This window comes from Stenotrophomonas sp. TWI1183 (assembly GCF_039673115.1).
In the GTDB taxonomy this organism is placed as follows: Bacteria; Pseudomonadota; Gammaproteobacteria; order Xanthomonadales; family Xanthomonadaceae; genus Stenotrophomonas; species Stenotrophomonas maltophilia_AA.
The window spans coordinates 61,637-83,295 of the sequence record NZ_JBDJKZ010000011.1 but is presented as its reverse complement, the minus strand read 5'-3'; the positions used below and the strand labels follow the sequence as shown (position 1 = coordinate 83,295).

Below are 21,659 nucleotides of genomic sequence, written 5' to 3'. Positions count from 1 at the left end.
CCGTCCTGCGCCGCTTCCCCTCTCCCGGTGGCAGCAGGACGGCAGCGCCGGTTCTTCCGTCCTGCCGGCCACTCGCCGGCGCCCAGGGTGCCCCCGATCATGACCGACCTACCGCTCCAGGTAATGGCCACGCTCCCGGCCCTGCAGCTGATCGAGACACTGCAGGCCCGCCACGGCGATCTGCTGTTCCACCAGTCCGGTGGCTGCTGCGACGGCTCCTCGCCGATGTGTTTCGCCCAGGGCGATTTCATCGTCGGCGACCGTGACGTGCGCATGGGCGAGATCGGCGGGGCGCCGTTCTACATCAGCCCCTCGCAGTTCGAGTACTGGAAGCACACCCAGCTGATCATCGACGTGGTGCCCGGCCGCGGCGGCATGTTCTCGCTGGAGAACGGCGAGGGCGTGCGCTTCCTGGTCCGCTCGCGGCTGTTCAGTGATGACGAGTTCGCCCAGCTCAAGGCGGCCGGCCGGGTCTGAAACACGCCGCGGCAACCCGTCCATAATGGCGGCTCTCCTGCCGTGATGTCGCCGCCATGCCTGTGTGGTCCGCCCTGAAGAATCCGCTGCTGTCCGTGCTCGCCGTCCTGTTCGCGTTCGCGGTGATGGTGCTGGTCAACAGCGTCGGTTCCTGGCTGGTGCCGTTGCTGCGCATTCCACCGGGCGGCGAGCCGCAGCTGGCCTGGGACCTGGCCTGGACGATCCTCAGCGGCATCGCTGCGATCGCCTTCGCCAGCCGTTATGCGCCCACCTGGCCGCGTGTGCACGGCGGCGTGGTGTGGTCGGTGATCGCGGCCGCATCGATCTACACCGCCTGGGATTTCGGAAGCGATTTCCCGTTCTGGTTCGTGGTGATCCTGCTGGTCTCGCTGCCGGTGCAGGCCCTGCTCGGCCTGTGGCTGGGCACACGGTTCCGGCCAGAGCGCGCCTGATCAGCTGCCGGGCAGCACCTGCTTCACCTGCCCGATGCCTGCCCACGGATCCTGCTTCAACCGCTCCGCGCGCTGCAGCGCCTTCGCCAGCGGGAAAGCGTCCGGTGCCGCGATGCGGCCCAGCTCTTCCCAGCGCAGCGGCACCGCTACGCCGGCACCCGGCCGCGCCCGCAGCGACCACGAACTCACACTGGTGGCGCCGCGCGCATTGCGCAGCCAATCAATGAAGATCACTCCATCGCGCTTGGCCTTGCTCATCGTCGCCACGTAGCGGTCCGGTGCCTGGGTGGCCATGGCCTGCGCGAAGGCCTCGCAGAAGTCCTTGGCCTGCGCCCAGTCGGCCTTGGGCTGCAAGGGCACCACCACGTGCACACCCTTGCCGCCGGAGAGCCGGACGAAACTCTCCAATCCGGCTTCCTGCAGGCGCGCGCGCACGTCGCGTGCGGCGGCCTTGATCTGCGTCCAGTTCACGCCTTCACCCGGATCCAGATCGAACACCAGCCGGTCCGGATGTTCGGGGTCATCGACGGTCGCGCCCCAGGGATGCAGCTCCAGGGTGTTCATCTGCACCAGCTGCAGCAGCCCCTCCACATCCTCGATGTAGAGGTAATCCTCGCGCCCGCTTTTCTGTTCCAGCGGGATCGCCTTGACCGCGCCGCCCAGGCCGGTGCCATGGTGTTTCTGGAAGAAGCAGGGCTTGTCCACGCCGTCCGGGCAGCGCAGTACCGACAGTGGACGGTGCGCGACCTCGGGCAGTATCCAGCGCGCCATGCGGCGGTAGTAGTCGGCCACCTCGCCCTTGGTGATCTTCGCCTTGGCGAACACCACGCGTTCGGGGTGGCTGATCGTCACGGTGCTCTCTTCCTTCGCAGCTGCGGCCTGCTTCCGGCCGCTGGTTTTCGCCGCCGGGGCGGAGGCGGACGCAGCGGCGGTCGTGACGTTGGCTGCCGCGCCCAGATCCTTCGGCTGTTTGTCTTCGCGCAGGCGCTTGAAGCTGGCCTGGCGCAGCAGGCCTTCCTTCGCCCAGCCTCGGAAGGCGACTTCCGCGACCAGCACCGGCTTCACCCAGTGCACGCTGCGCGCGGTGAACGGCACGTGCGAGGGCAGTTCGACCACCGCGTCCTTCACGGTCAGCGGCGTCAGTTGCTTCGTCAGCGCGCGCAGCGCCGCATCATCGAAACCTGTGCCGACGCGGCCGACATAGCGCAACCCGCCGTTGTCCGGCGTGGCCATCAGCAGCGAGCCGAAGCCACTGCGCGATCCCTTGGGCTCGGTGTAGCCGACAATGAGGAACTCATCGGTGTTCTCGTGCTTGATCTTGATCCAGTCGCGCGAGCGCGCGTTGACATAGGGCGCGTCGATCCGCTTGCTGATGATGCCTTCGAAGCCGGCCTCGCCACTGGCGGCGAACACCGCCGGGCCGTGGTCGCGCACATGGTCGCTGTAGGCCAGGGTGTCCGGCTTGCTGCCCAGCAGGTCCTTGAGCAGCGCCTTGCGCTCCAGCAGGGGCACGCGGCTGACATCCACCCCGGCGATGCCGGGCATGTCGAACACCACGTAGCGCAGCGGCTGCTTCGCGGTGCCGTCGATGACCTTCTGCAACGCGGTGAAATCACTGCGGCCCTGCGCATCCAGGACCACCAGTTCACCGTCCAGGCGCAGATCGCGCACCGGCAGCCGCTCGATCGCCTGCACCACTTCCGGGAAATCGTCCGTCCAGTTGAGGCCACCGCGCGAGCGCAGCGCAACCACGCCCTCGCGCACATCGGCGAGCAGGCGGTAGCCGTCCCATTTGATCTCGTGCAGCCACTGCTCGCCGTCCGGCGCGCTGGCACGGTGATCGGTCAGCTGCGGCTTGAAGTCGTGCGGGTAGGCCCTCTCGCGTGCGCCTTCAAGCGCGAGCGCGCGTTTGGACCAGCGCGCGTCGGCCTTGCGTGCGGCGCCGTTCCTCACAGGCTTGGCGGGTGCGGTCTTCTTTGCCGGGGTCGCCTTCTTTGTGTTGGCCGCGGCGGCCTTCTTCGTGCCCGCGCGCTTGGCCGCTGTCGGCGGCCCCTCCAGCAGATCATCGGCCTCCATGTCCCTCGCCTCATCGTCATCGCGTTTGATCAGCAGCCACTGGTGCTGCTTGCCCTTCATCGCGGTGCGCACCAGCTTCCAGCCGCCTTTCAGCCGCTCGCCGTGCAGCACGAAGTCCACCTTGCCAGCCGCGATCGCCTCCAGCGGATCGCCATCGCAGGCCCAGGTACCGTGGTCGTAGACATCCACGTGCCCCGCACCGTAATGACCGCTGGGGATATCACCGACAAACGTGGCATAGGACAGGGGATGGTCCTCCACCTCCACCGCGAGCCGCTTCTCGCCGACACGCAGCGAGGGGCCCTTCGGCACCGCCCAGCTCTTGAGCACGCCGTCGGCTTCCAGCCGGAAGTCGTAGTGGCGCGAGCTGGCATGGTGCAGCTGCACGACGAAGATCGGTCGCCGCGCCGGTGCACCGCGACGCTCGGCGTCCGGCTCGGGAGTGCCGTCGAAGCGGCGTTTGCGGCGGTACTCCTGCAGGGACATGCGCGCTTACCCGGCTTTGCGCGCGGGCGCGCGCTTGGTGGTCTTTTTGGCTGCCTTGCCCGCTGTCTTGGTCGCCTTCTTCGCGGCAGTGGGTTTGGCGACCTTGGCCGTGGCCTTCTTCGCCGGTGTCTTCCCGGCCGCCGGCGTGCGCTTCTTGGCATCCAGGCTCTTCTGCAGCAGCGACATGAAATCGACCACGTTGGTCGCATCATCCTCGCGCGGAACCGGCTCTTCCTCCACCTTGGTGGTGCCGCCCTTGGCCTTGATCCGCTTCTTCAGCAGCGTGTGCAGGCGCTCGCGGAACTCATCGTGGTACTCGTCCGGCTTCCATTCGCCGGACATCGACTCGATCAGCTGCTCGGCCATGGCGGTTTCCTTGCTGTTGATGCGGTACTCGGACAGGCTGCCACTGGGCAGCTTGTAGTCTTCCGGGTCCACCAGTTCCTGCGGATAGCGCAGGATCATCAGCACCAGCGCATCGCCATGCGGCATCACCGCACACAGGTACTCGCGCGTACGCACCACCACCCGCGCGATGCCGACCTTGCCGGTGCTGCGCAGCGTCTCACGCAGCAACACGTAGCCTTTCTCGGCTTTCTTGGCGGGTACCAGCAGGTAGGGCTTCTCGTAGTAGCGCGGATCGATCGTGCCGGCATCGACGAAGGTCTCTACCTCGACCGCCTCATGGCTCTCCGGCGCGGCCGAGCGGATATCGTCTTCCTCCAGCACGACGTAGCTGCCCTTGTCGTATTCGTAGGCTTTGACGATGTCCTTCCACGGCACTTCCTCGCCGGTGTCGGCGTTGACGCGCTCGAAGCGGATCGGTTTGCGGTCGCGCGAATCGAGCATCCGGAAGTGCAGATCGACGTTGCGTTCGCCGGACATCAGCGACACCGGGACATTGAGCAGCCCGAATGACAGCGTGCCGGTCCAGATCGGTCGGGCCATGGTGGCGCCACTCCAACACTACAGGGAGGGCAGCTGTACCGCGCGGCACGTGAAACGCCCGTGTCCGGCCTGTGCAGGCCGGCTGCACGGCACTGCTACTGCAGCAGGCCGTGCACCGCCGCCGCCGGCATGTGGTCCAGCGCCAGCCAGGCATCCTCGACCACCGCCCGCGCCTGCGGCCAGCCCAGCCGGGATTGGCCGCGCATCTGCTCCCAGTGCTCGGCCAACTCGCCATCGGTGTCGTCGGCGCCGCGCGGCCAATCGGCGTAATGCGTGGTCAGCGCGAAGGCATAGGCCGGGTAGAGGTCGCGCCAGCTGCGGCGGCCATGGCTGCGGCGCTGCTCGTAGTCGCTGCGCATGTACTGCAGGTAGTCCTGTGCGATCGCCTGCGCGTCCTCGGCGCGGTCGCGGCGCGCACGGCGCCCGCTCCGTTCCGGCTGCAGGTAGGCGTTGAACAACGCGGGTGCGGCACGGCGGTCCAGGCGGGGCATGACACGACTCCGACAGCGGTGGGGCAGGCAGGAATAGACCCGCCGCCGTTATCCAGCCGTGACAGATTCGTTGCTGCGACGGGATTCGCGGCGACTTCACCCGCCGCGCGCTGTAGTGGAGCGCACCGTTACTGGAGAACTCCCATGCCACGCGATCCCCTGCGCGACGCCACCGCCCCGGTCCCCGGCGAGCAGCGCGCCAAACATGACAACCAGGACGCCGAAGACCGCGGCGCCGGCATGTCCGTGCCCGACGACACACCCGATCACCTGCCGGTGGCGGTCACCCCGGACCCCGTCCCGCGCGACCGCAAGGATTCGGCCGCCGGTGAGAAGGGCCCGGCCGGTCATCACCGCCGCGAAGATGAATACCAGCGCCGCCAGCGCAAGGAACACGCCAGCGACAACCAGGACGAGGCGCTGGAAGAGACCTTCCCGGCGAGCGACCCGACCTCACCGTTCGTGCCGGCCAAGCCGCCCCGTTAGGTCACGGCGCCCACTGCCACTGCAGCCCCACGTTGTAGCGGCGGTCCGGGCCCGGTTCGAAGAAGCGCTGGTTGCCGTCGTTGACGATCACCGAGCCGATGTAACGCTGGTCCAGCGCATTGTCGATCCGCGCGAAGGCCCGCAGCGTGCCCTGCGCGGTGGTCCAGCGCCGCGACAGTTCCAGATTCAGCAGCGCGTAGCCCGGTGCGCTGTCGGTGGCCAGGTCGTTGACCACGGTGTCGCTGGAGGCCACGACCTCGGCCGCCCACTGCCACGGGCCCGGCCGGTACTGCACCCGCGCGTTCCACTGCTGCCTGGGCACGCCCGGCAGGCGTGAGCCGGCCGTCACCGTGTTGCAGCCCGTGGCCGCGCACAGCGCATACGGGTCGCGTACGGTGGCCTCGATCCAGGTGTAGGCCAGCGACAGATCCGCCTGCGCGCCGAGCGGCTGCACGACACTGGCCTCCGCGCCCTGGCGGCGGGTGCGGCCGATGTTGCGGTACGTGCTGCGGCCGCCGCTGTTGCTGGCCACGGCCAGCTCGTCATCGGTATCGGCGCGGAACAGCGCGGCCTCGACCTGCGCGCCACTCTGCCCATGCCATTTGCTGCCGACTTCCAGGTTGCGGCTGCGGGCCGCCGAGAGATCCAGCGCCAGCCCGGCCTGGCCATCGGCGCGATAACCCAGCTCGTTGAAGGTGGGGGTCTCGAAGCCACGCCCTGCCGAGGCGTACAGCCGCCACGCATCGCTGGCGCGGAACACTACCCCGGCCACCGGCGTGGTCGCCTCGTAACGCCGTGAGCCGCTGTCGTCCGGATTTCCTGCGGTGATGTAGTGGTCGCTGGAACGGAAGCGGACTGTGCTGTGGCGCACACCGAGCAGCAACGACCAGCGCGGCGCCCACTGCCACCACGCCTGCGCGAACTGGTCCACGTTCTCGACCCGGTCGCTCTGGTCACGGCGCAGGCGGCCCTTGATGCCCACCTGGTCGCCCACGAAGTTCTCGTAACCGTTGCGATCCTGCTGCTGACGGTCGGCATTGGCGCCGATCACCACGTCCAGCGGGCGCCCGACCCAGTCGCCGCGCCAGGCCCAGCGCGCGTCGACACCGCCGTAGGCCCCGTCCAGGTCGATCACCCCGCCGGCATGCAGCGGGTTGGCCTGCGGCCCCGGCGGGATCGCCAGGTATTGCTCCACGCTGCGCTGACCGGCATAGCCCATCGCACGCAACGTCTGCGCGCCTTCCGTTCGGGTGAACACCAGCCCGGCCTGGGCCTGGCGCACGGATTTGCGGGTGTTGTACTGGGTCGCCACGGCGGTGGCCTGGCGCGGGTTTTCGCGCACCTGGGCGCGGGTCAGGCCGAGCGGATCCTGCGCGTCGGGCGCATCGAAGTAGTTCAGGACCAGATCCAGCTGGCCGCCACCGACATCCGTGCCGAGCCGGGCGTTGACCGACTCGCGCCGGGCCTGGCTGTGATCGCGCCAGCCATCGGTGCGGAAGTGGTTGGCGGCCACGTTGTAGCGGATCGGCCCCTGCACGCCGCGCAGCTGGGCGCCGGCGCTCACGGTGTTGTCGCTGCCGGTATCCACCCGCAGGCGCCATGGGTCGCCTTCGGCGCCGCCCGCGCTCCAGACCTGGACCACGCCGCCGGAGGAGTTGCCGTACAGCGCCGAGAACGGCCCGCGCAGCACTTCCACGCGCTGCGCCGAGAGCAGGCTGGCGTGGGAGAGCTGGCCCTGGCCGTCGGGCATGGTGGCCGGTACGCCGTCCACCAGCACGCGCACGCCGCGCACGCCGAAGGTCGAGCGCGCGCCGAAGCCGCGGATCGAGAGCTGGGTGTCCTGCGCGTAGTTCTGACGATCGCGGGCAACCACCCCGGGAATGCCGTTGAGCGCTTCGGAGAGCTGGGCCAGCGGCCCGGTACGGTCCTCGTCCACCCAGACCGTGGTCAGCGAGGCCGGCAGGTCGATATCGGCCACCTGTGCCACGCGCGCGGCCTGGACCTGCACGGTGGGCAGCCGCTCGACCGGCGCGGGCGGGGCGGGGGTGTTCTGGGCCTGCGCCAGCGATGGCAGCAACACGGCCGAGGCCAGCGCACAGTGGCGGGCCAGCGGGGTAAGACGGAGCATGCGGGGCGGGATCCTCGGTGAATGGGCGTGCCGCACGCCATGGTACGGAAGCGGACGTGACGACAGCCTCGGCGCCCTCGGCGGGGCTTTGTTACGATGGGTCGGTTTTGGCTGATTCTGCCGCCAGATCCGCGTCGCGCCACCCTCCCCCTTCCGTCATCCGAATGAGTACCGCCGTGTCCTTCTTTGCAAATGTGGAACTGGTCCCAGGCGACCCGATCCTGGGCCTGACCGAGGCTTACAACGCCGACAGCCGCCCGATCAAGGTCAACCTGGGCGTGGGCATCTATTACGACGAGAGCGGCCGCATCCCGCTGCTCCGCGCCGTGAACACGATCGAACAGCAGCTGGCCAATGACGCCAAACCGCGCGGCTACCTGCCGATCGACGGCCTGCCGGCCTACAACCAGGCCACCCGTGAGCTGGTCTTCGGCAAGGATTCGCCGCTGCTGGCCGCCGGCCGCGTGGCCACCTCGCAGACCATCGGCGGCAGCGGTGCGCTGCGCGTCGGCGCGGACCTGCTGCACAAGCTGCTGCCGCACGCCACCATCGCGATCAGCAACCCGAGCTGGGAAAACCATCGCGCGGTGTTCGGCGCGGCCGGCTTCGACGTAGTCGATTACACCTACTTCGATGCCGCCACCCATGGCGTGGACTTCGACGGCATGCTGGCCGACCTCGGCAAGCTGCAGCCGGGCACCGTGGTGCTGCTGCACGCGTGCTGCCACAACCCGACCGGTGCCGACCTCACCGTCGCGCAGTGGAAGCAGGTGGCCGAGCTGTTGAAGGACCGCCAGCTGTTCCCGTTCATCGACATGGCCTACCAGGGCTTCGACAAGGGCATCAGCGAAGACGGCGCCGCCGTGCGCATCATCGCCGAGGCCGGCATCGACAGCTTCGTGGTCGCCAACTCGTACTCCAAGTCGTTCTCGCTGTATGGCGAGCGCATTGGCGCACTGTCGGTGGTCGCCCCGGACGCGAACGCGGCCAAGGCCGTGCAGTCGCAGGTCAAGCGCATCATCCGCACGATCTACTCCAGCCCGTCCAACCACGGTGCGGCACTGGTGTCCGGCGTGCTCAACAGCGTCGAGCTGCGCCAGGTGTGGGAAGCGGAACTGACCGAGATGCGTGAGCGCATCCACGCCCTGCGCCATGGCCTGGTGGAGAACCTGGTCGCCGCCGGCGCACCGGAGTACGCCTTCATCAACGACCAGGCCGGCATGTTCTCGTACTCGGGCCTGAGCCGCGCCCAGGTGGACCGCCTGCGCGACGAGTTCGCGATCTACGCCGTCGGCACCGGCCGCATCTGCGTGGCCGCACTCAACCAGGGCAACCTGGAGTACGTGGCCAAGGCCGTGGCGACCGTCAGCAAGGGCTGAGCGATATCGCCCCTGTGAAGCAGAACGGCCGCCCTGCGCGGCCGTTCTGCCATGTGGCGCTGCCCGCGCCTCGTAATGGCTCCGGCGAAGGGCGACAATAGGCGCTTCTCCTCTGAAGGCCGCCTGATTCCATGTCCCAGACGTCGCTGACCCGCTATCTGATCGAAGAGCAACATGCCGGCCGCATCAACGCCGATCTGCGCCAGCTGATCGCTGTCGTCGCCCGCGCCTGCACCAGCATCTCCATCGCGGTCAGCAAGGGCGCGCTGGGCGGTGTGCTCGGCGAAGCCGGTACCGGCAACGTGCAGGGCGAGGCGCAGAAGAAGCTGGACGTGATCAGCAACGAGATCCTGCTGGAAGCCAACGCCTGGGGCGGCCACCTGGCCGCCTGCGCCTCGGAAGAGATGGATCACTGCCAGCCGGTGCCCGACACCTACCCGCGCGGTGACTTCCTGCTGCTGTTCGATCCCCTCGATGGCAGCTCCAACATCGACGTCAACGTCTCGGTCGGCACCATCTTCTCGGTGCTGCGCTGCCCGCCGGGCACCGAGCAGCCCAACGATGCCAGCTTCCTGCAGCCGGGCACCGCGCAGGTCGCGGCCGGCTACTGCATCTATGGACCGAGCACGCAGATGGTGCTCACCGTCGGCCACGGCACGCATGCGTTCACCCTGGACCGCGAGAAAGGCGAGTTCGTGCTGACCACGCCGGACATGCAGATCCCGGCGGACACCCAGGAGTTCGCGATCAACATGTCCAACCAGCGGCATTGGGAAACCCCGATGCAGGGCTATGTGCAGGATCTGCTGGCCGGCAAGGAAGGCGCGCGCGGCAAGAACTTCAACATGCGCTGGATCGCCAGCATGGTGGCCGACGTGCACCGCATCCTGACCCGCGGCGGCATCTTCATCTATCCGTGGGACACGAAGGATCCGTCCAAGGCCGGCAAGCTGCGCCTGATGTACGAAGCCAACCCGATGGGCCTGCTGGTCGAGCAGGCCGGTGGCGCCGCCACCACCGGCCGCGAGCGCATCCTCGACATCCAGCCCGACCAGTTGCACCAGCGCGTGCCGGTGTTCCTCGGCTCGCGCAACGAGGTGGAAGAAGCCACCCGTTACCACCGCGAACACGACAGCGCGGCGGGTTGATTTCCTACACAGGGCTGGCCGATCGGTCAGCCCTGTTGTTACGTGGGAACGGCGTGACATCGGCCACGGCAGCGGTCACCATCGGCCACTCGTGCCCACGGACGATCCCATGACTGCCGACGCGCCGCTCGATTTCATCGAAGTAATCCACAACGCCGTCCCCAACGAGGTCTGCGCGGCCCTGCGGGCCCAGATGCGATCCAGTGCGCAGTTGCAGCCGGGCGAAGTGGGCAGCGGCGTGTTCCCGGAACTCAAGCACAGCAAGGATCTGCGGATCAGCGGGCGCCCCGAGTGGCGGCAGGCGGAAGCGGTGCTGCAGCAGGCGGTTTTCAAGGGTTTGCTGACTTATCTACGCCGTTATCCACAGGCCCTGATCTCGCCGTTGATGTTGCAGATCCAGGACAGCCAGGGCCAGCCGCGCCGGTTGGCGGCCGAGGATTTCCCCGACATGGACGACGCCGCGTTGTCCGATCTGGCCCGCACCTGCCTGCGCCCGGGTGCCATCAATCTGCAATGGTATGCAGCGGGCGAGGGCGGCTATCCGTACTGGCACTGCGAGCTGTATCCGCGCGATCCGGCCGGCGAAACGCTGCACCGCCACCTGCTGTGGACGCTCTACCTCAACGACGACTTCGACGCTGGCGAAACCGAGTTCCTCTTCCAGGGCCGCAAGGTCGCGCCGCGCACGGGCAGCCTGTTGATCGCACCGACCGCGTTTACCCACACGCATCGGGGCAACCGGCCGCAGGGCGGGGACAAGTTCATTGCGACGAGCTGGATTCTTTTCCAGAGTGCGCAGAAATTGTTTGGTGGGAATTGAGCGCCCTGGCTGGTGCTCGCCTCTTGCCGCGTTCAATCATCTTTACGCAGCATCGTCATGACGGTGACGACACTCAGGAATAGAGTGAACACGCCAAAGAAAGCCAGCGCGTACTGGTGCACGCCGGTAAATTTTCCGTCTGCAATCCTGCAGAGAGCATTCACTCCCGTCCCAATCGTGATCAGGACGAATACCACGAGATTCACCATCCTCCAGTGATGGTCCAGCATGTGCCTCCTCCTTGGCTTGAGTTCAACGTGTCGATCAACGCCTTCCACTCTATCCGTTCAAATGCTTGCCGATTGAGCAAAGGTTCGCTCTATCCCGTGTCATCGATCAGCGGGCGTATCGGAACGACTCACGCGGCCTCGGCGAGTCCAAACCGTCGCTCCCACGGTTCCAAGGATCGCCAACGACAACCCGACCAGCTCCTGTTCGCCTAGAGGAACACGGTAGGCAATTTTCAGCCCCGTAAGTACCACGAAGTTCACTGGGAGCATCCACAGGAAGGCGATCCCAAGTCGATGAATCCATTTCATCCCAACGCGATCTCCTTGCAGTCACGGGCACCGGGTGACACGGGCGACCCATGCGTTACCACGTCGCCAGCACCACCACTACGGCTGCGACCAGCACGGCCAACACCATCACCGTGATCAGCACATTGCGGCCGGTGCGCTTCGCTTTCGCCTTCAACCCGGCCAGCACGTCCAGATCCAGATAGAGACGATCAGCGCCCGCGTCGCGGATGACGCCGTTGTCGCGGTAGTACTTCAGTGGCGCATGGAGTGCAGGGTCGATGCTGTCCGCCGCGATCGCGCTCTGTGGAGACAGTGCCTGATGGCCGGTGAAGTGTGCGATCAACGCGTCGCGCTGCTGCTGCACCGCTGCGGTGATGGCGGCATTGATCGCGATGCTGGCCGCGTTGGACGCGGCCGAGGTGGCTGCCGATGACATGTGGTTCCCCCTGGATGTCCGATGTGGACGTCAGACCACCGCGGCGCGGTGCCTGGGCCGATTGTTGGGCGGACGCGTCCCAAAGTCCATCGGGGCGCGGGTCAGAACAGCGAGCCTTGGGGTGAGTCCACCCGCGGCGGCAGCGGCCGCAGGAAGCGGGTGCAGTCCAGTTTCGGCCAGTGGCTGTTCTGCGCGTCGAAGCCCAGGCGCTTGCGGGCCAGCTTGAAGCGGTTGGACAGCAGATCCGCGTACACGCCTTCACCGCGCATGCGCGTGCCGAACTGGCTGTTGTAGTCCTTGCCGCCGCGCAGCTGGTTGATGGTGCTCATCACGTGCGTGGCGCGGTCCGGATGGTGGGTGTCGAGCCAATCGCGGAACAACGGTGCCACTTCCAGCGGCAGGCGCAGCAGCACGTAGCCGGCAGTGGACGCACCGGCGTCGCGGGCAGCCTCGAGCACGGCTTCCAGTTCGGCATCGTTGATCCACGGGATCACCGGCGCGACCATCACCCCGACCGGGATGCCGGCATCGCTCAGGCGACGCATCGCGCGCAGGCGTGCATGCGGAGCCGAGGCACGGGGTTCCAGCCGGGCGGACAGGTGCGGATCCAGCGAGGTCACCGAGAAGTGCACGCTGACCAGCTGCTTTTCGGCCAGCGGCGCAAGCAGGTCGATGTCACGCTCGACCAGCGCGTTCTTGGTGATCAGCGAGAACGGGTGCTGGGTCTCCAGCATCACCTCGATCAGCTGGCGCGTCAGTTTGAGCTTGCGCTCGATCGGCTGGTAGGCATCGGTATTGATACCCAGCGCGATCGGCTGCGGCACGTACCCGGGCCGCGAGAACTCCTTGCGCAGCAGCTGCGGCGCGTTGGTCTTGGCGAACAGCTTGGTCTCGAAGTCCAGCCCGGGCGACAGATTGAGATAGGCGTGCGAGGGCCGGGCGAAGCAGTACGAACAGCCATGCTCGCAGCCTCGATAGGGATTGACCGACTGGCTGAAGCCGACATCCGGCGACTTGTTGCGGCTGATGATGCTGCGCGCGGTTTCGGCGCGTACTTCGGTGCGCAGCCGCGGCGCGGCGAACTCCTCGCTCTCGTCCGGCGCCCAGCCGTCGTCCATCGCTTCGCTGACGGTGACCTCGAAGCGGCCCGCCAGGTGCGTGCTGGAGCCCCGGCCTTTGATCGCAATACCCATGGTCAAAGGCTATCGCCGCGAGGTCTCAGGGAATGAGACGTCGCGGCGTCGGAACGGCGGAGATAGGAGATTTCCATGGTTAGTAGTATTACTAACCACAGGGGCAATGGGAAGTGAAACCCGCGCCGTGCAAGGGTCGCCGGGGGTGGGGGCCGAATTGATCCCCAAAATTATCCACAGGGTCTGGGCGGGTGCCTGGCGTGCCATGTCACCAGGCGGCTGAGCCGACCAACGGTCGGCTCCTACCGGATGCGGGGCCCTTACGCGGCGGGAATACGCGCCGCATCAGAGCAGCCGCAGATATCCCTTCACCGTGGCATCCAGCCCGGCGTACAGCGCCTCGCTGATCAGGGCATGGCCAATGGAAACCTCCAACACGTCGGGCACCGCCTGCAGGAACGCCGCCAGGTTGTCCTGCGACAGGTCGTGCCCGGCGTTGACGCCCAGGCCGGCCGCCTGCGCGCGGCGGGCCGCATCCGCGAACAGCGCCAGCATGGCCGTGGCGTCGCCGGCGGCATGCGCCTCGGCGTAGGGGCCGGTGTAGAGCTCCACGCGGTCGGCACCGATCGCCGCAGCCTGGGCGATGTCGGGGTTTCCCGCATCCACGAACAGGCTGACCCGGCAGCCATACGTCTTCAACTCGGCAATCAGCGGGCGCAGGCGCTGCGCATCACGGCCGAAATCAAAGCCGTGGTCGGAAGTGAGCTGGCCGTCGCCATCGGGCACCAGAGTGGCCTGGGCGGGGCGGGTCTGCGCGCACAGCGGCAGCAGGCCCGGGTAGCCCTCGCGCGGGGGCGCGAACGGGTTGCCCTCGATGTTGAATTCCACGCCGCGCTCGGCCGTCAGCGCGGACAGGGCCAGCACGTCCTCGGCGTGGATGTGGCGACGGTCCGGGCGCGGGTGCACGGTGATGCCGTGCGCGCCCGCGTCCAGGCAGGCACGGGCGGCCTGCAGCACGTCCGGGTCCGCACCGCCGCGCGAGTTGCGCAGGACGGCGATCTTGTTCACGTTGACGCTGAGTTGGGTCATGGCACTACGAGGGGTCGGATTCACCCTGAGCGGTCGGGGTGCGCGCCTGGAGGGCGAGCTCCCGCAGCCGACGGAGTTCGTTGGGATCGGTGATGGCCGCACGGGTGGGCTGCACATCACCGAAGCGGGCCACGTAGAGGCCGCGGACCCACGCCAGCAGGAACACCAGGGTGCCCAGCAGCGACAGCGCCATCAGCCCCATGTGGGGGGTCTTGAGCGCCATGCCGAAACAGGCCAGCGCGAACAGCAGAAAGAGCCAGTACATGTCGTTCTCCCCGATTGACCGGGCCAGTGTAGCGCTGGCGCCCGGTGTGGTTCCACGGGGAGCGGCGGCTACAGCAGCGGCGAGGCCAGCCGCGCGAACGCCTCTGGGACGCGGTGCCGCCACAGCGAGCGCTGGCGGTCGTTGCGCACCGGCGAAGCGCTGCTGTACTCCGCAAGCAGGATCTCGGCCAGCGCGGCCACCCGGCCGGTATCGCTGATCATCATCGAGAGCTCGAAGTTGAGCCGGAAACTGCGGTGATCGAAGTTGGCACTGCCGACGATGCAGACGTCGTCATCGGCGATGAACGCCTTGGTGTGCAGCATGCGCGGGCCATACTCGTAGATCTTGACGCCTGCCTGCAGCAGCTCGTCGAAGTAGGAGCGCGCGGCCTGGGTGACGAACCAGGAGTCGCTCATCTTGGGCACCAGCAGCCGCACGTCCAACCCACCGAGCGCGGCCGAGGTCAGTGCCATGCGTGCGGCTTCGCCCGGGACGAAGTAGGGCGTCACCAGCCAGACCCGCTCCTTCGCTTCGTGGATCGCTGCCACGTGCAACCGGTGGATGGTCTCCCACGACGAATCCGGACCGGACACCAGCACCTGCGCATTGATGCTGCCCTCGCTGCGGCTGGGCATCGTCTCCGGCCACAGCTGGGCAATGTTGAAGCGCGCCGGCTCCTGGCCGGTGGCGTAGATCCAGTCCTCGATGAAGACCAGCTGCAGGCTGCGCACCACGTGGCCCCGCAGCCGCATGTGCAGGTCGCGATACGCATCCGCGCGGACGCTCTCGTCTTCCTCGTCGGTGATGTTGATGCCACCGGTGAACGCCTGCAGGCCGTCGATGATCACCAGCTTGCGGTGCGTGCGCAGATTCAACCACGGCCGCTTGAACGGCTTGAGCAGCTGGCGCGGATGGAACCAGACCACTTCGGCACCGGCATCCAGCAGCGGCTGCAGGAAGCGCTTGCGGAGGGACGACGAGCCGACCGCATCCAGCAGCAGGCGCACGCGCACGCCGGCCGCCGCACGCTCGGTCAGCACATCGCGCAGCGCGGTGCCGGCGTGGTCCGGGTTGAAGATGTAGTACTCCAGATGCAGATGGTCCTTGGCCGTGGCCACTGCGGCGAGCAGCGCGCTGTAGGTGGCCGCACCATCGACCAGCCACTCCACTTCGGTGGCCGAGCTCGGCGACAGACCGGTGGTGGCCTGGGCGATCTTGGCCAGCTCCGTGCAGTCGGCATCGGGGGGGCAGACGCTGCTGTAGTGCTCCATGCCGGAGCGCGAACGGCCACGGCGTAGCCGCTGCCGTTTCACCTTCTGCGGGCCGAGCAGGTAATAGATGAAGAGGCCCAGATAGGGCAGGGCGGCCAGCGAGAGGATCCAGCTCAGCGTGGCGACCGGCTCGCGTTTCTGCAGCATGATCCAGCCGATCAGCCACAGCAGATAGAGAATGTAGGCCGCCACCATCAGGGGGCGCAGGTGGGGGATGGCATCGAGCCAGTCCCCGAAGACGTCGAAGGTTGCGAGCATGGCCGGATGATAGCGGGCGGCGTGCCGCTGGCGCGTATCCACGGCCGGCGGCACAAAAAAAACGCCCCTGTTTCCAGGGGCGTTTTCCAGTCGCGTCATGACTGCGTCTTGCGTATTACTGCTGCACGAAGCCGATCTTCTTCATCTGAGCATTCTTCGCGGCAGCCAACACCTTGGCCATCACGTCGTACTCGGAGTCCGGGCTGGCATCGATGCGCAGTTCCGGCTGGTTGGTCGGATCACGCTGGACTTCCTGCTCCATGCGCTGCTGCAGTTCGCCCACAGCCACAGGGCTGTTGTTCCACGAGACCTGGTTGCTGGCGTCCACCTTCAGCTCGATCGGCGGCGGCGGTTCGACAGTCACCGGCGGTGGGTTGAGCACGCGCTGCGGCAGGTCCACGGCGATCGGGTACGTCATGATCGGCGCGGTGACGATGAAGATGATCAGCAGCACCAGCATCACGTCCACGAGGGGCGTGACGTTGATGTCGGCCATGGGGCCGCGGCTACCACCAGTACTGAATGCCATGGCTTACTGCCCCTTCTCTTTGGTGGCGACGAAGCCCACGTCGAGCATGCCCTGTTCCTGCGCGATCTTCGTCATCTCGTTGATGACGCGCATCTTGGTGGTGCGGTCACCACGCAGGTTGAGGGGCGGCTGCGGGGTCTGCTGGGCGGCGGTCGCCAAGCGAGACTCGAGCGTCTGCTTGTCGATTTCCTCGTCGTTCCAGTAGATCGAGCCGTCTTCCTTGACTGCCAAGGTGATCGGGCTCGCCCGCTTTTCAGCGTCTTCCGGATTCTGCACCAGGTTGGCCTCAGGCAGATCCACCTTGACCTTGTGGGACATCAGGGGCGCCGTGATGATGAAGATGATCAGCAGCACCAGCATCACGTCCACGAGGGGCGTAACGTTGATGTCGGCCATGGGGCCGCCGCTGTTACCACTACTGAAAGCCATAACGGGCTCCGTCTAGATCGTGTTGACTACGTTCTCGCTGGGTGACGCGCGTCGCTATTAGCGAACGCGCGAACCGGTGGCGAAGAAGTCGTGCAGGTCGTGAGCGAACGTATCGAACTTGCTGATCGTGGCGCTGTTGATCTTGCTGAAGAAGTTGAAGGCGAACACGGCCGGGATAGCCACGAACAGACCGATGGCGGTCATGATCAGTGCTTCACCCACCGGGCCGGCAACGGCGTCGATCGAGGCGGAACCGGTGGCACCGATCTTGATCAGCGCGCCGTAGATGCCCCACACGGTACCGAGCAGACCCACGAACGGAGCGGTTGCGCCGACGGTGGCCAGCAGGGTCATGCCCGACTGCAGGTTGTTGCTTTCGCGGGTCACGGCCTGACGCAGGGCGCGATCGACGAACTCCGAACGGCTCAGGTTTTCACCCAGGCCACCCGAGGTGCCGCCTTCCGAACGCTGGTGGTGCGCAGCAGCCTGTGCAGCGTCCAGAGCGATCTTGGAGAAGGGCTCCGAAGCCGGCTGTTCTTCCATCGCACGGATGGCGTCCTGCGCGTTCGGGGTATCCCAGAACAGGCTGGTGACCTTGTCAGCGGCGGCCTTCAGACGGGCAGCGCGGAAGATGTTGATGACGGTCCAGTACCAGGACATGGCCGACATGATGATGAGGGTCAGCAGCACGACCCAGGAGACAGCGAAGTCACCCGGCTGGGTGGTCATCTCGTGGATCAGGTGCTCGAAGCCCATCTGCGACAGGGCGTTGGAGTTGCCCCCGGCAGCAGCGGCGATGAAAAGTTCCTGCAGCATGACGCTTACCTTTGTTGTGTGTGGTGATAAAGGGTATTGCTAGAAATAACCGCTAGAGGCGGTGGCCGGCGGGCCACCGGCCACTATCAGTTCAGCGCAAAGTTGACCGGGACGCGAACGCGACCTGCGACCTTCTTCCCGCCCGATTCCGCGGAACGGAAGCTCCACTTGCGAGCTGCGTCCATGGCGGCGCGATCGAGGTCACGGTTACGGCTGGACTTCTCGACCGACACATTGGTGACGTTGCCATTGGCATCGACGTCAATGATCAGGATGACTTCACCCTGGATACCAGCACGGAACGCTGCCGGCGGGTAACGCGGGGGGTTCATGTTCTTCGACGAGATGTCGACGCTTGCCTCGATGGTGCTCGGGGGCTGCGGCGGCGACGGCGGCGAAGGCGGCGTGACGATGTCGGTCGGACGCGGGTCCGGGATATCGACCACAGGAGCCTGCGGCGGCGGCGGAACCGGGGACGGCTTCGGCGGCGACAGGTTCTTTACCGGCGGCGGCGGGGTGTCATCCGGCGGCGGCGGCGGCGGCGGCGGTGGGGGCGGCGGCGGAGCGTCGACCAGGGTCACCATGATGTTGCGTTCTTTCTCCGCCACGGCCTTGGGAGCCACAGCCGGGATCAGAAGCATCATGAAGGCGGCGAGATGCAGTGCGATTACAAAAGCGATACCCACGATACGCGGCCAGGAGAGGCCGGTGTCATCGCGTTGTTCGTACCTGTGAACGACTAGTTGTTCCGTCATGCGCCAAGAGCTCATTAGTGGGGCCGGGATACCCGGGGACAGGTAGCCCATGATCAGCGGTGCATGACACCGCAGGAACCTCCAAGCTTATACCAATCCTGAGCGCCTGCGCATCACTTCTGCAGGCATTCAGGCGTTATTCCTACTTACTTCAGGTTGATGATTTTCTTGGCATCCGCCTGGTTCTTCACACCCTTCGCCAGCGCTTGCTGGGCGGCCTGCTTGGCCTCCGGAATGCGACCTTCCGAATGCAGCACGCGTGCCAGATTCAGGTAGGTCTCGCCGTCCTTGGAAAGCGGGGCAGCCTTCTGCCACGCCTCGATCGCCTTGTCCGTCTGCTGCGGGTCGGAGTAGTAGTACGCCTGGGCCAGTGCCAGGTATACCTGATAATCCGGCTTCAGGATGTTTTTCTGCAGGCCATCATTGATAACGGCAATGAGTTCCTTTTCTTTGTTCTCGCTGTTGGCGTAGATCGAGTACAGCTGCTTGTACTCGCGCTCGTCGGTCAGCTGGCCGGCGCTGTAGAGCTTGCCCATCACGGCGCCGGCCTTGTCCATCTGGTCGGCCTGCATGTACATGCTGGCCAGGTTCAGCTGGGCTTTCTTGTCGTTCGGGTTCTTGGCGGCCAGGGCCTCGGCCTGCTTGACCGCTTCACCGGTCTGGCCGCCTTCGGCCATGGCAGCCATCAGCAGCTGGTTCCAGCTGTCCTTCGGCTCCGGCGAGCCGGCGATGGCCTGCTGCAGCACCGGGATGGCCTCGGCGTAACGCTCGGCCTGGTACAGCGCCTGGCCCTTGGCGATCAGCTCTTCGGGCTTGTTCGACTTGGTCTCGGCGAAGTACTTGTCCAGCGTGGCCAGGCCTTCGTTGGTCTGGTCGTCCTGCAGCTGCAGCTGGCCGAGCATCAGCATCGACTGGTAGTGGCCGTTGTTGTCCAGCCCACCGAGCTGCAGCACCTGCTCGAGGTACTTCTTGGCGGCGGCGCTGTCGTCGAGCTGGTAGGCGGCCTGCGAGGCCAGCTGCGCGGCGAGCGACTTGTCGTAGTTGTTCGCGGCCGGGTTGGCCAGGATTTCTTCGGCCTGCGCGCGGGTTTCCGGGAACTTCTGATCGTTGTAGCTGTCAATCAGCTTCTGCAGCTTCGGGCCGACCTTGGCCGAGGACTTCTGCTCCGGCTCCTGGCGGGTTGCGTTCGGGTAGAGCACTTCGGCCTTGGCCTGCTTCTTCCCACCGCGGGCACCGCGCTCGGACGAGCGGGCCTGGGCAAAGGCATCGGTGATCATGGCGCCACTTACAGCGGTCGCGATGAGGACGGAAAGGACGGCTTGCTTGTGGTTGCTGAAAATCATCTTTCACCTCGATCGAACCGCCGCAGCGGCATCAAAACGGACTGTCAGAAAAATCTGAGCCGCCAAACGTATCAGAAACTGATGGCGTGAGAAATCGTTTCCGATGCTGCAATACAGCATCTTTTGGTCGTATACGGGAGCGTCAACCGCACTTCGGCCGCCGTCCGGCCGCCTGGGCCTGTTGGTATACACCACTCAGGGACGGCGCGTCTCGCTGCAATTCGCGGATGCGGTTGGCCGGATCGGGGTGGGTGGACAACCACTGCGGTGATCGGCCGCCACTGGCCGCCATCATGTTCTGCCACAGATCGACCGCCTGGGCCGGGTTGAAACCGGCCTCGGCCATCAGCCGCTGGCCGACGATATCGGCCTCGCTTTCCTGGGTGCGCGACCCCGGCAGCAGGAAGGCTGCCTGGGCACCAGCGCCGCCGAGCTGGTTGACCGTGCTGGCCGCCCCCTCACCGTACGCCGCGCCCGCGAGCGCACCGAGCACCGACAGGCCGGTCTGCGCGCCCATCTGCCGGGTGATGCGTTCTTCGTGGTGGCGCGAGATGACGTGCCCGATCTCGTGGCCGATCACCGCGGCCAGCTGATCCTGGTTCTTGGCGACGGTGAAGATGCCGGTGTTGACCCCGACCTTGCCGCCGGGCAGGGCGAATGCATTGGGTTCCTTGTCGACCATCAGCGCTGTTTCCCACCGTACGCCACGGTACTGTTGGGGCAGCTGGGCGACCAGCGCGTTCACCACGCACTGCACGTAGGCCGTCTGCTTCGGATCCTTGCTGAGCGTGCCTTTGGACTTGGTTTCGGTGAACGCCTGCGCGCCGAGCTGGTCCAGTTCGGCCTGCGACACCCCGCCGACCATCTGGCGGCGGCCGGTCGGCGACGTCGTGGTGGCGCACGCGCTCACCAGCATGGCGATGGCAATTCCCAACAGCACTGGTTTCATGTGCGATCCCCCGTGTTCATGTGCGCAGTGTGGAACGCGGCGACGTAAATTTTCGTCAAGCCGCGCATCGATCATTGGATGCCCAGGAACATCAGCGCCACCAGCGCGATGCCGTTGTTCAACCCATGTGCGGCGATCGGGGCCCAGAGGGTACCGGTGCGCTGGTACAACCAGGCGAAGGCCGCGCCCATGCTGCCGTAGACGAGCCACAGCTGGGCGATTTCCCACGGGCCGTTGGCACTGGTGCCGGGGATTTCATGCACGAGCGCGAAGGCCAGGCTGCTCAGGACGATGCCCAGCACCGGGCGGCCGGCCTGCCACAGGCGACCGAACAGGACACGGCGGAACAGCAGCTCTTCGTAAGCCGGCGCGAGCACGACGGCAAACAGAGCGAGGAACCACGGGAAGCGCGTGACCGCCTGTTCCATCAGCGCAAGATTGGTGGGCACCGGCTCGATGCCGGCCTGTTTGGCCAGCCAGGCGATCAGGTTGCTGCCGATGATCACAGCGGTGGCGACCAGCAGCGTCCAACCCCATGTCGAGGGGCGACGCGCGGCCTGGAAGGACAGTGCACGTTCGGCGGGCGTGGCCCGGCGACGGAAGAAGTACAGCACCAGCGCCGCGCCACCGGTGGCGCCCAGTGCCATCAGGATCTGGGCAAGTGCACCCGGTTGGCCCAGCTGTTGGGCCAGATCCGCCACGGCGGACGCATCCGCGCCGTCGCGGGCGGCTTGGTAACCCACGGTCGCGCCGCGATACAACCCCCAGATCAGCCCGCCGATCAGGCTCAGCGACAGCAGGACCGCTGCGCCGATGCCCAGATCGATGAAGAACCCCGCGAGCGGAGAACCTGGCGCGCGCGGTGAAGAGGGGACGACGGGGGGCAGCGGAGGCGTCATGGACGCCGGGGTGGTTGCGGACATCGGATTCCTGGCATCGGGGGGCGATGGCCGGCCAGGGTGCAGGTCGCACCC

General features: G+C 66.6%; 23 protein-coding genes. 6 read left to right on the top strand and 17 right to left on the bottom strand.

The window, feature by feature from the left end:
• Positions 1-99 precede the first annotated feature (99 nt).
• Together ABE434_RS11945 and ABE434_RS11940 are read left to right on the top strand one after the other, a co-directional pair.
• Positions 100-477, top strand: a complete 378-nt coding sequence (locus tag ABE434_RS11945; protein WP_176990768.1) for a DUF779 domain-containing protein — start codon at positions 100-102, stop codon at positions 475-477.
• Between the two features lie 56 nt (positions 478-533).
• The gene (locus tag ABE434_RS11940; protein ID WP_346478980.1) at positions 534-929 is read left to right on the top strand and encodes a hypothetical protein; all 396 of its coding nucleotides are present in this window, start codon (positions 534-536) and stop codon (positions 927-929) included.
• Here ABE434_RS11940 and ligD read toward each other — a convergent pair whose 3' ends face one another.
• The 3 genes from ligD to ABE434_RS11925 form a co-directional block, all read right to left on the bottom strand.
• A complete protein-coding gene (ligD, locus tag ABE434_RS11935; RefSeq protein WP_346478979.1) occupies positions 930-3,491 on the bottom strand; it encodes a DNA ligase D in 2,562 nt (853 codons plus the stop codon). It abuts the gene before it with no gap.
• Positions 3,492-3,497: 6 nt separating this feature from the next.
• Positions 3,498-4,439 (bottom strand): Ku protein, encoded by a 942-nt coding sequence (locus ABE434_RS11930; RefSeq protein ID WP_346478978.1) that lies wholly within the window; start codon positions 4,437-4,439, stop codon positions 3,498-3,500.
• Between the two features lie 95 nt (positions 4,440-4,534).
• Entirely contained in the window at positions 4,535-4,930 is a 396-nt protein-coding gene (locus tag ABE434_RS11925; protein WP_176990764.1) for a hypothetical protein, read from the bottom strand.
• 144 nt (positions 4,931-5,074) lie between these two features.
• Between ABE434_RS11925 and ABE434_RS11920 the strand changes: the two genes are divergently transcribed.
• Complete coding sequence (locus tag ABE434_RS11920) at positions 5,075-5,416, top strand: hypothetical protein (RefSeq protein WP_179460643.1); 342 nt, start codon at positions 5,075-5,077, stop codon at positions 5,414-5,416.
• Position 5,417: 1 nt separating this feature from the next.
• On the opposite strand, the gene ABE434_RS11915 is transcribed toward ABE434_RS11920, so the two are convergent.
• Entirely contained in the window at positions 5,418-7,544 is a 2,127-nt protein-coding gene (locus ABE434_RS11915) for a TonB-dependent receptor (protein WP_346478977.1), read from the bottom strand.
• Positions 7,545-7,720: 176 nt separating this feature from the next.
• Here ABE434_RS11915 and ABE434_RS11910 point away from each other — a divergent pair, with 176 nt between their 5' ends.
• From ABE434_RS11910 to ABE434_RS11900, 3 genes are all read left to right on the top strand, one after another.
• Entirely contained in the window at positions 7,721-8,923 is a 1,203-nt protein-coding gene (locus ABE434_RS11910; RefSeq protein WP_346478976.1) for an amino acid aminotransferase, read from the top strand.
• Positions 8,924-9,054: 131 nt separating this feature from the next.
• Positions 9,055-10,071 (top strand): class 1 fructose-bisphosphatase, encoded by a 1,017-nt coding sequence (locus tag ABE434_RS11905; RefSeq protein ID WP_046272251.1) that lies wholly within the window; start codon positions 9,055-9,057, stop codon positions 10,069-10,071.
• 109 nt (positions 10,072-10,180) lie between these two features.
• Positions 10,181-10,891: a 2OG-Fe(II) oxygenase gene (locus ABE434_RS11900; protein ID WP_346478975.1), complete on the top strand. Its 711-nt coding sequence runs from the start codon at positions 10,181-10,183 to the stop codon at positions 10,889-10,891.
• 32 nt (positions 10,892-10,923) lie between these two features.
• Here the strand turns inward: ABE434_RS11900 and ABE434_RS11895 are convergent, their stop codons facing one another.
• The 13 genes from ABE434_RS11895 to ABE434_RS11835 all read right to left on the bottom strand — a co-directional run bounded on the left by ABE434_RS11895 (position 10,924) and on the right by ABE434_RS11835 (position 21,608).
• Positions 10,924-11,121, bottom strand: coding sequence for a hypothetical protein (locus ABE434_RS11895; RefSeq protein WP_346478974.1), 198 nt, complete (start codon positions 11,119-11,121; stop codon positions 10,924-10,926).
• 364 nt (positions 11,122-11,485) lie between these two features.
• Positions 11,486-11,848 (bottom strand): hypothetical protein, encoded by a 363-nt coding sequence (locus tag ABE434_RS11890; RefSeq protein WP_346478973.1) that lies wholly within the window; start codon positions 11,846-11,848, stop codon positions 11,486-11,488.
• A gap of 101 nt (positions 11,849-11,949) precedes the next feature.
• Positions 11,950-13,041 (bottom strand): PA0069 family radical SAM protein, encoded by a 1,092-nt coding sequence (locus ABE434_RS11885; RefSeq protein ID WP_176990757.1) that lies wholly within the window; start codon positions 13,039-13,041, stop codon positions 11,950-11,952.
• Between the two features lie 285 nt (positions 13,042-13,326).
• Positions 13,327-14,070 (bottom strand): pyridoxine 5'-phosphate synthase, encoded by a 744-nt coding sequence (locus tag ABE434_RS11880; RefSeq protein WP_346478972.1) that lies wholly within the window; start codon positions 14,068-14,070, stop codon positions 13,327-13,329.
• A 4-nt stretch (positions 14,071-14,074) separates the two neighbouring features.
• On the bottom strand, positions 14,075-14,335 hold the full coding sequence (locus tag ABE434_RS11875; RefSeq protein ID WP_019184059.1) for a hypothetical protein: 261 nt from the start codon (positions 14,333-14,335) through the stop codon (positions 14,075-14,077).
• A gap of 68 nt (positions 14,336-14,403) precedes the next feature.
• Positions 14,404-15,864 carry a cardiolipin synthase gene (gene cls, locus ABE434_RS11870; protein ID WP_346478971.1) on the bottom strand — a complete coding sequence of 487 codons (1,461 nt, stop codon included), beginning with the start codon at positions 15,862-15,864 and terminating at the stop codon, positions 14,404-14,406.
• Positions 15,865-15,979: 115 nt separating this feature from the next.
• Positions 15,980-16,393, bottom strand: a complete 414-nt coding sequence (locus tag ABE434_RS11865) for a biopolymer transporter ExbD (protein WP_176990754.1) — start codon at positions 16,391-16,393, stop codon at positions 15,980-15,982.
• A 3-nt stretch (positions 16,394-16,396) separates the two neighbouring features.
• Positions 16,397-16,822, bottom strand: a complete 426-nt coding sequence (locus tag ABE434_RS11860; protein WP_176990753.1) for a biopolymer transporter ExbD — start codon at positions 16,820-16,822, stop codon at positions 16,397-16,399.
• 57 nt (positions 16,823-16,879) lie between these two features.
• Complete coding sequence (gene exbB / locus ABE434_RS11855) at positions 16,880-17,638, bottom strand: TonB-system energizer ExbB (protein ID WP_176990752.1); 759 nt, start codon at positions 17,636-17,638, stop codon at positions 16,880-16,882.
• 86 nt (positions 17,639-17,724) lie between these two features.
• The gene (locus ABE434_RS11850; RefSeq protein WP_172407616.1) at positions 17,725-18,282 is read right to left on the bottom strand and encodes an energy transducer TonB; all 558 of its coding nucleotides are present in this window, start codon (positions 18,280-18,282) and stop codon (positions 17,725-17,727) included.
• A gap of 257 nt (positions 18,283-18,539) precedes the next feature.
• A complete protein-coding gene (locus tag ABE434_RS11845; protein WP_319214325.1) occupies positions 18,540-19,736 on the bottom strand; it encodes a tetratricopeptide repeat protein in 1,197 nt (398 codons plus the stop codon).
• Positions 19,737-19,878: 142 nt separating this feature from the next.
• Complete coding sequence (locus ABE434_RS11840; RefSeq protein WP_176990750.1) at positions 19,879-20,685, bottom strand: M48 family metallopeptidase; 807 nt, start codon at positions 20,683-20,685, stop codon at positions 19,879-19,881.
• Between the two features lie 71 nt (positions 20,686-20,756).
• Positions 20,757-21,608, bottom strand: a complete 852-nt coding sequence (locus ABE434_RS11835) for a CPBP family intramembrane glutamic endopeptidase (protein WP_346478970.1) — start codon at positions 21,606-21,608, stop codon at positions 20,757-20,759.
• Between the last annotated feature and the right edge of the window lie 51 nt (positions 21,609-21,659).

What these genes read in the sequence shown, in the direction of transcription:
- ABE434_RS11945 (WP_176990768.1), top strand. Translation starts at nt 100, where the DNA reads ATGACCGACCTACCGCTCCAGGTAATGGCCACGCTCCCGGCCCTGCAG.
- ABE434_RS11940 (WP_346478980.1), top strand. Translation starts at nt 534, where the DNA reads ATGCCTGTGTGGTCCGCCCTGAAGAATCCGCTGCTGTCCGTGCTCGCC.
- ligD (WP_346478979.1), bottom strand. Translation starts at nt 3,491, where the DNA reads ATGTCCCTGCAGGAGTACCGCCGCAAACGCCGCTTCGACGGCACTCCC.
- ABE434_RS11930 (WP_346478978.1), bottom strand. Translation starts at nt 4,439, where the DNA reads ATGGCCCGACCGATCTGGACCGGCACGCTGTCATTCGGGCTGCTCAAT.
- ABE434_RS11925 (WP_176990764.1), bottom strand. Translation starts at nt 4,930, where the DNA reads ATGCCCCGCCTGGACCGCCGTGCCGCACCCGCGTTGTTCAACGCCTAC.
- ABE434_RS11920 (WP_179460643.1), top strand. Translation starts at nt 5,075, where the DNA reads ATGCCACGCGATCCCCTGCGCGACGCCACCGCCCCGGTCCCCGGCGAG.
- ABE434_RS11915 (WP_346478977.1), bottom strand. Translation starts at nt 7,544, where the DNA reads ATGCTCCGTCTTACCCCGCTGGCCCGCCACTGTGCGCTGGCCTCGGCC.
- ABE434_RS11905 (WP_046272251.1), top strand. Translation starts at nt 9,055, where the DNA reads ATGTCCCAGACGTCGCTGACCCGCTATCTGATCGAAGAGCAACATGCC.
- ABE434_RS11900 (WP_346478975.1), top strand. Translation starts at nt 10,181, where the DNA reads ATGACTGCCGACGCGCCGCTCGATTTCATCGAAGTAATCCACAACGCC.
- ABE434_RS11895 (WP_346478974.1), bottom strand. Translation starts at nt 11,121, where the DNA reads ATGCTGGACCATCACTGGAGGATGGTGAATCTCGTGGTATTCGTCCTG.
- ABE434_RS11890 (WP_346478973.1), bottom strand. Translation starts at nt 11,848, where the DNA reads ATGTCATCGGCAGCCACCTCGGCCGCGTCCAACGCGGCCAGCATCGCG.
- ABE434_RS11885 (WP_176990757.1), bottom strand. Translation starts at nt 13,041, where the DNA reads ATGGGTATTGCGATCAAAGGCCGGGGCTCCAGCACGCACCTGGCGGGC.
- ABE434_RS11880 (WP_346478972.1), bottom strand. Translation starts at nt 14,070, where the DNA reads ATGACCCAACTCAGCGTCAACGTGAACAAGATCGCCGTCCTGCGCAAC.
- ABE434_RS11875 (WP_019184059.1), bottom strand. Translation starts at nt 14,335, where the DNA reads ATGTACTGGCTCTTTCTGCTGTTCGCGCTGGCCTGTTTCGGCATGGCG.
- cls (WP_346478971.1), bottom strand. Translation starts at nt 15,864, where the DNA reads ATGCTCGCAACCTTCGACGTCTTCGGGGACTGGCTCGATGCCATCCCC.
- ABE434_RS11865 (WP_176990754.1), bottom strand. Translation starts at nt 16,393, where the DNA reads ATGGCATTCAGTACTGGTGGTAGCCGCGGCCCCATGGCCGACATCAAC.
- ABE434_RS11860 (WP_176990753.1), bottom strand. Translation starts at nt 16,822, where the DNA reads ATGGCTTTCAGTAGTGGTAACAGCGGCGGCCCCATGGCCGACATCAAC.
- exbB (WP_176990752.1), bottom strand. Translation starts at nt 17,638, where the DNA reads ATGCTGCAGGAACTTTTCATCGCCGCTGCTGCCGGGGGCAACTCCAAC.
- ABE434_RS11850 (WP_172407616.1), bottom strand. Translation starts at nt 18,282, where the DNA reads ATGATGCTTCTGATCCCGGCTGTGGCTCCCAAGGCCGTGGCGGAGAAA.
- ABE434_RS11845 (WP_319214325.1), bottom strand. Translation starts at nt 19,736, where the DNA reads ATGATTTTCAGCAACCACAAGCAAGCCGTCCTTTCCGTCCTCATCGCG.
- ABE434_RS11840 (WP_176990750.1), bottom strand. Translation starts at nt 20,685, where the DNA reads ATGAAACCAGTGCTGTTGGGAATTGCCATCGCCATGCTGGTGAGCGCG.
- ABE434_RS11835 (WP_346478970.1), bottom strand. Translation starts at nt 21,608, where the DNA reads ATGTCCGCAACCACCCCGGCGTCCATGACGCCTCCGCTGCCCCCCGTC.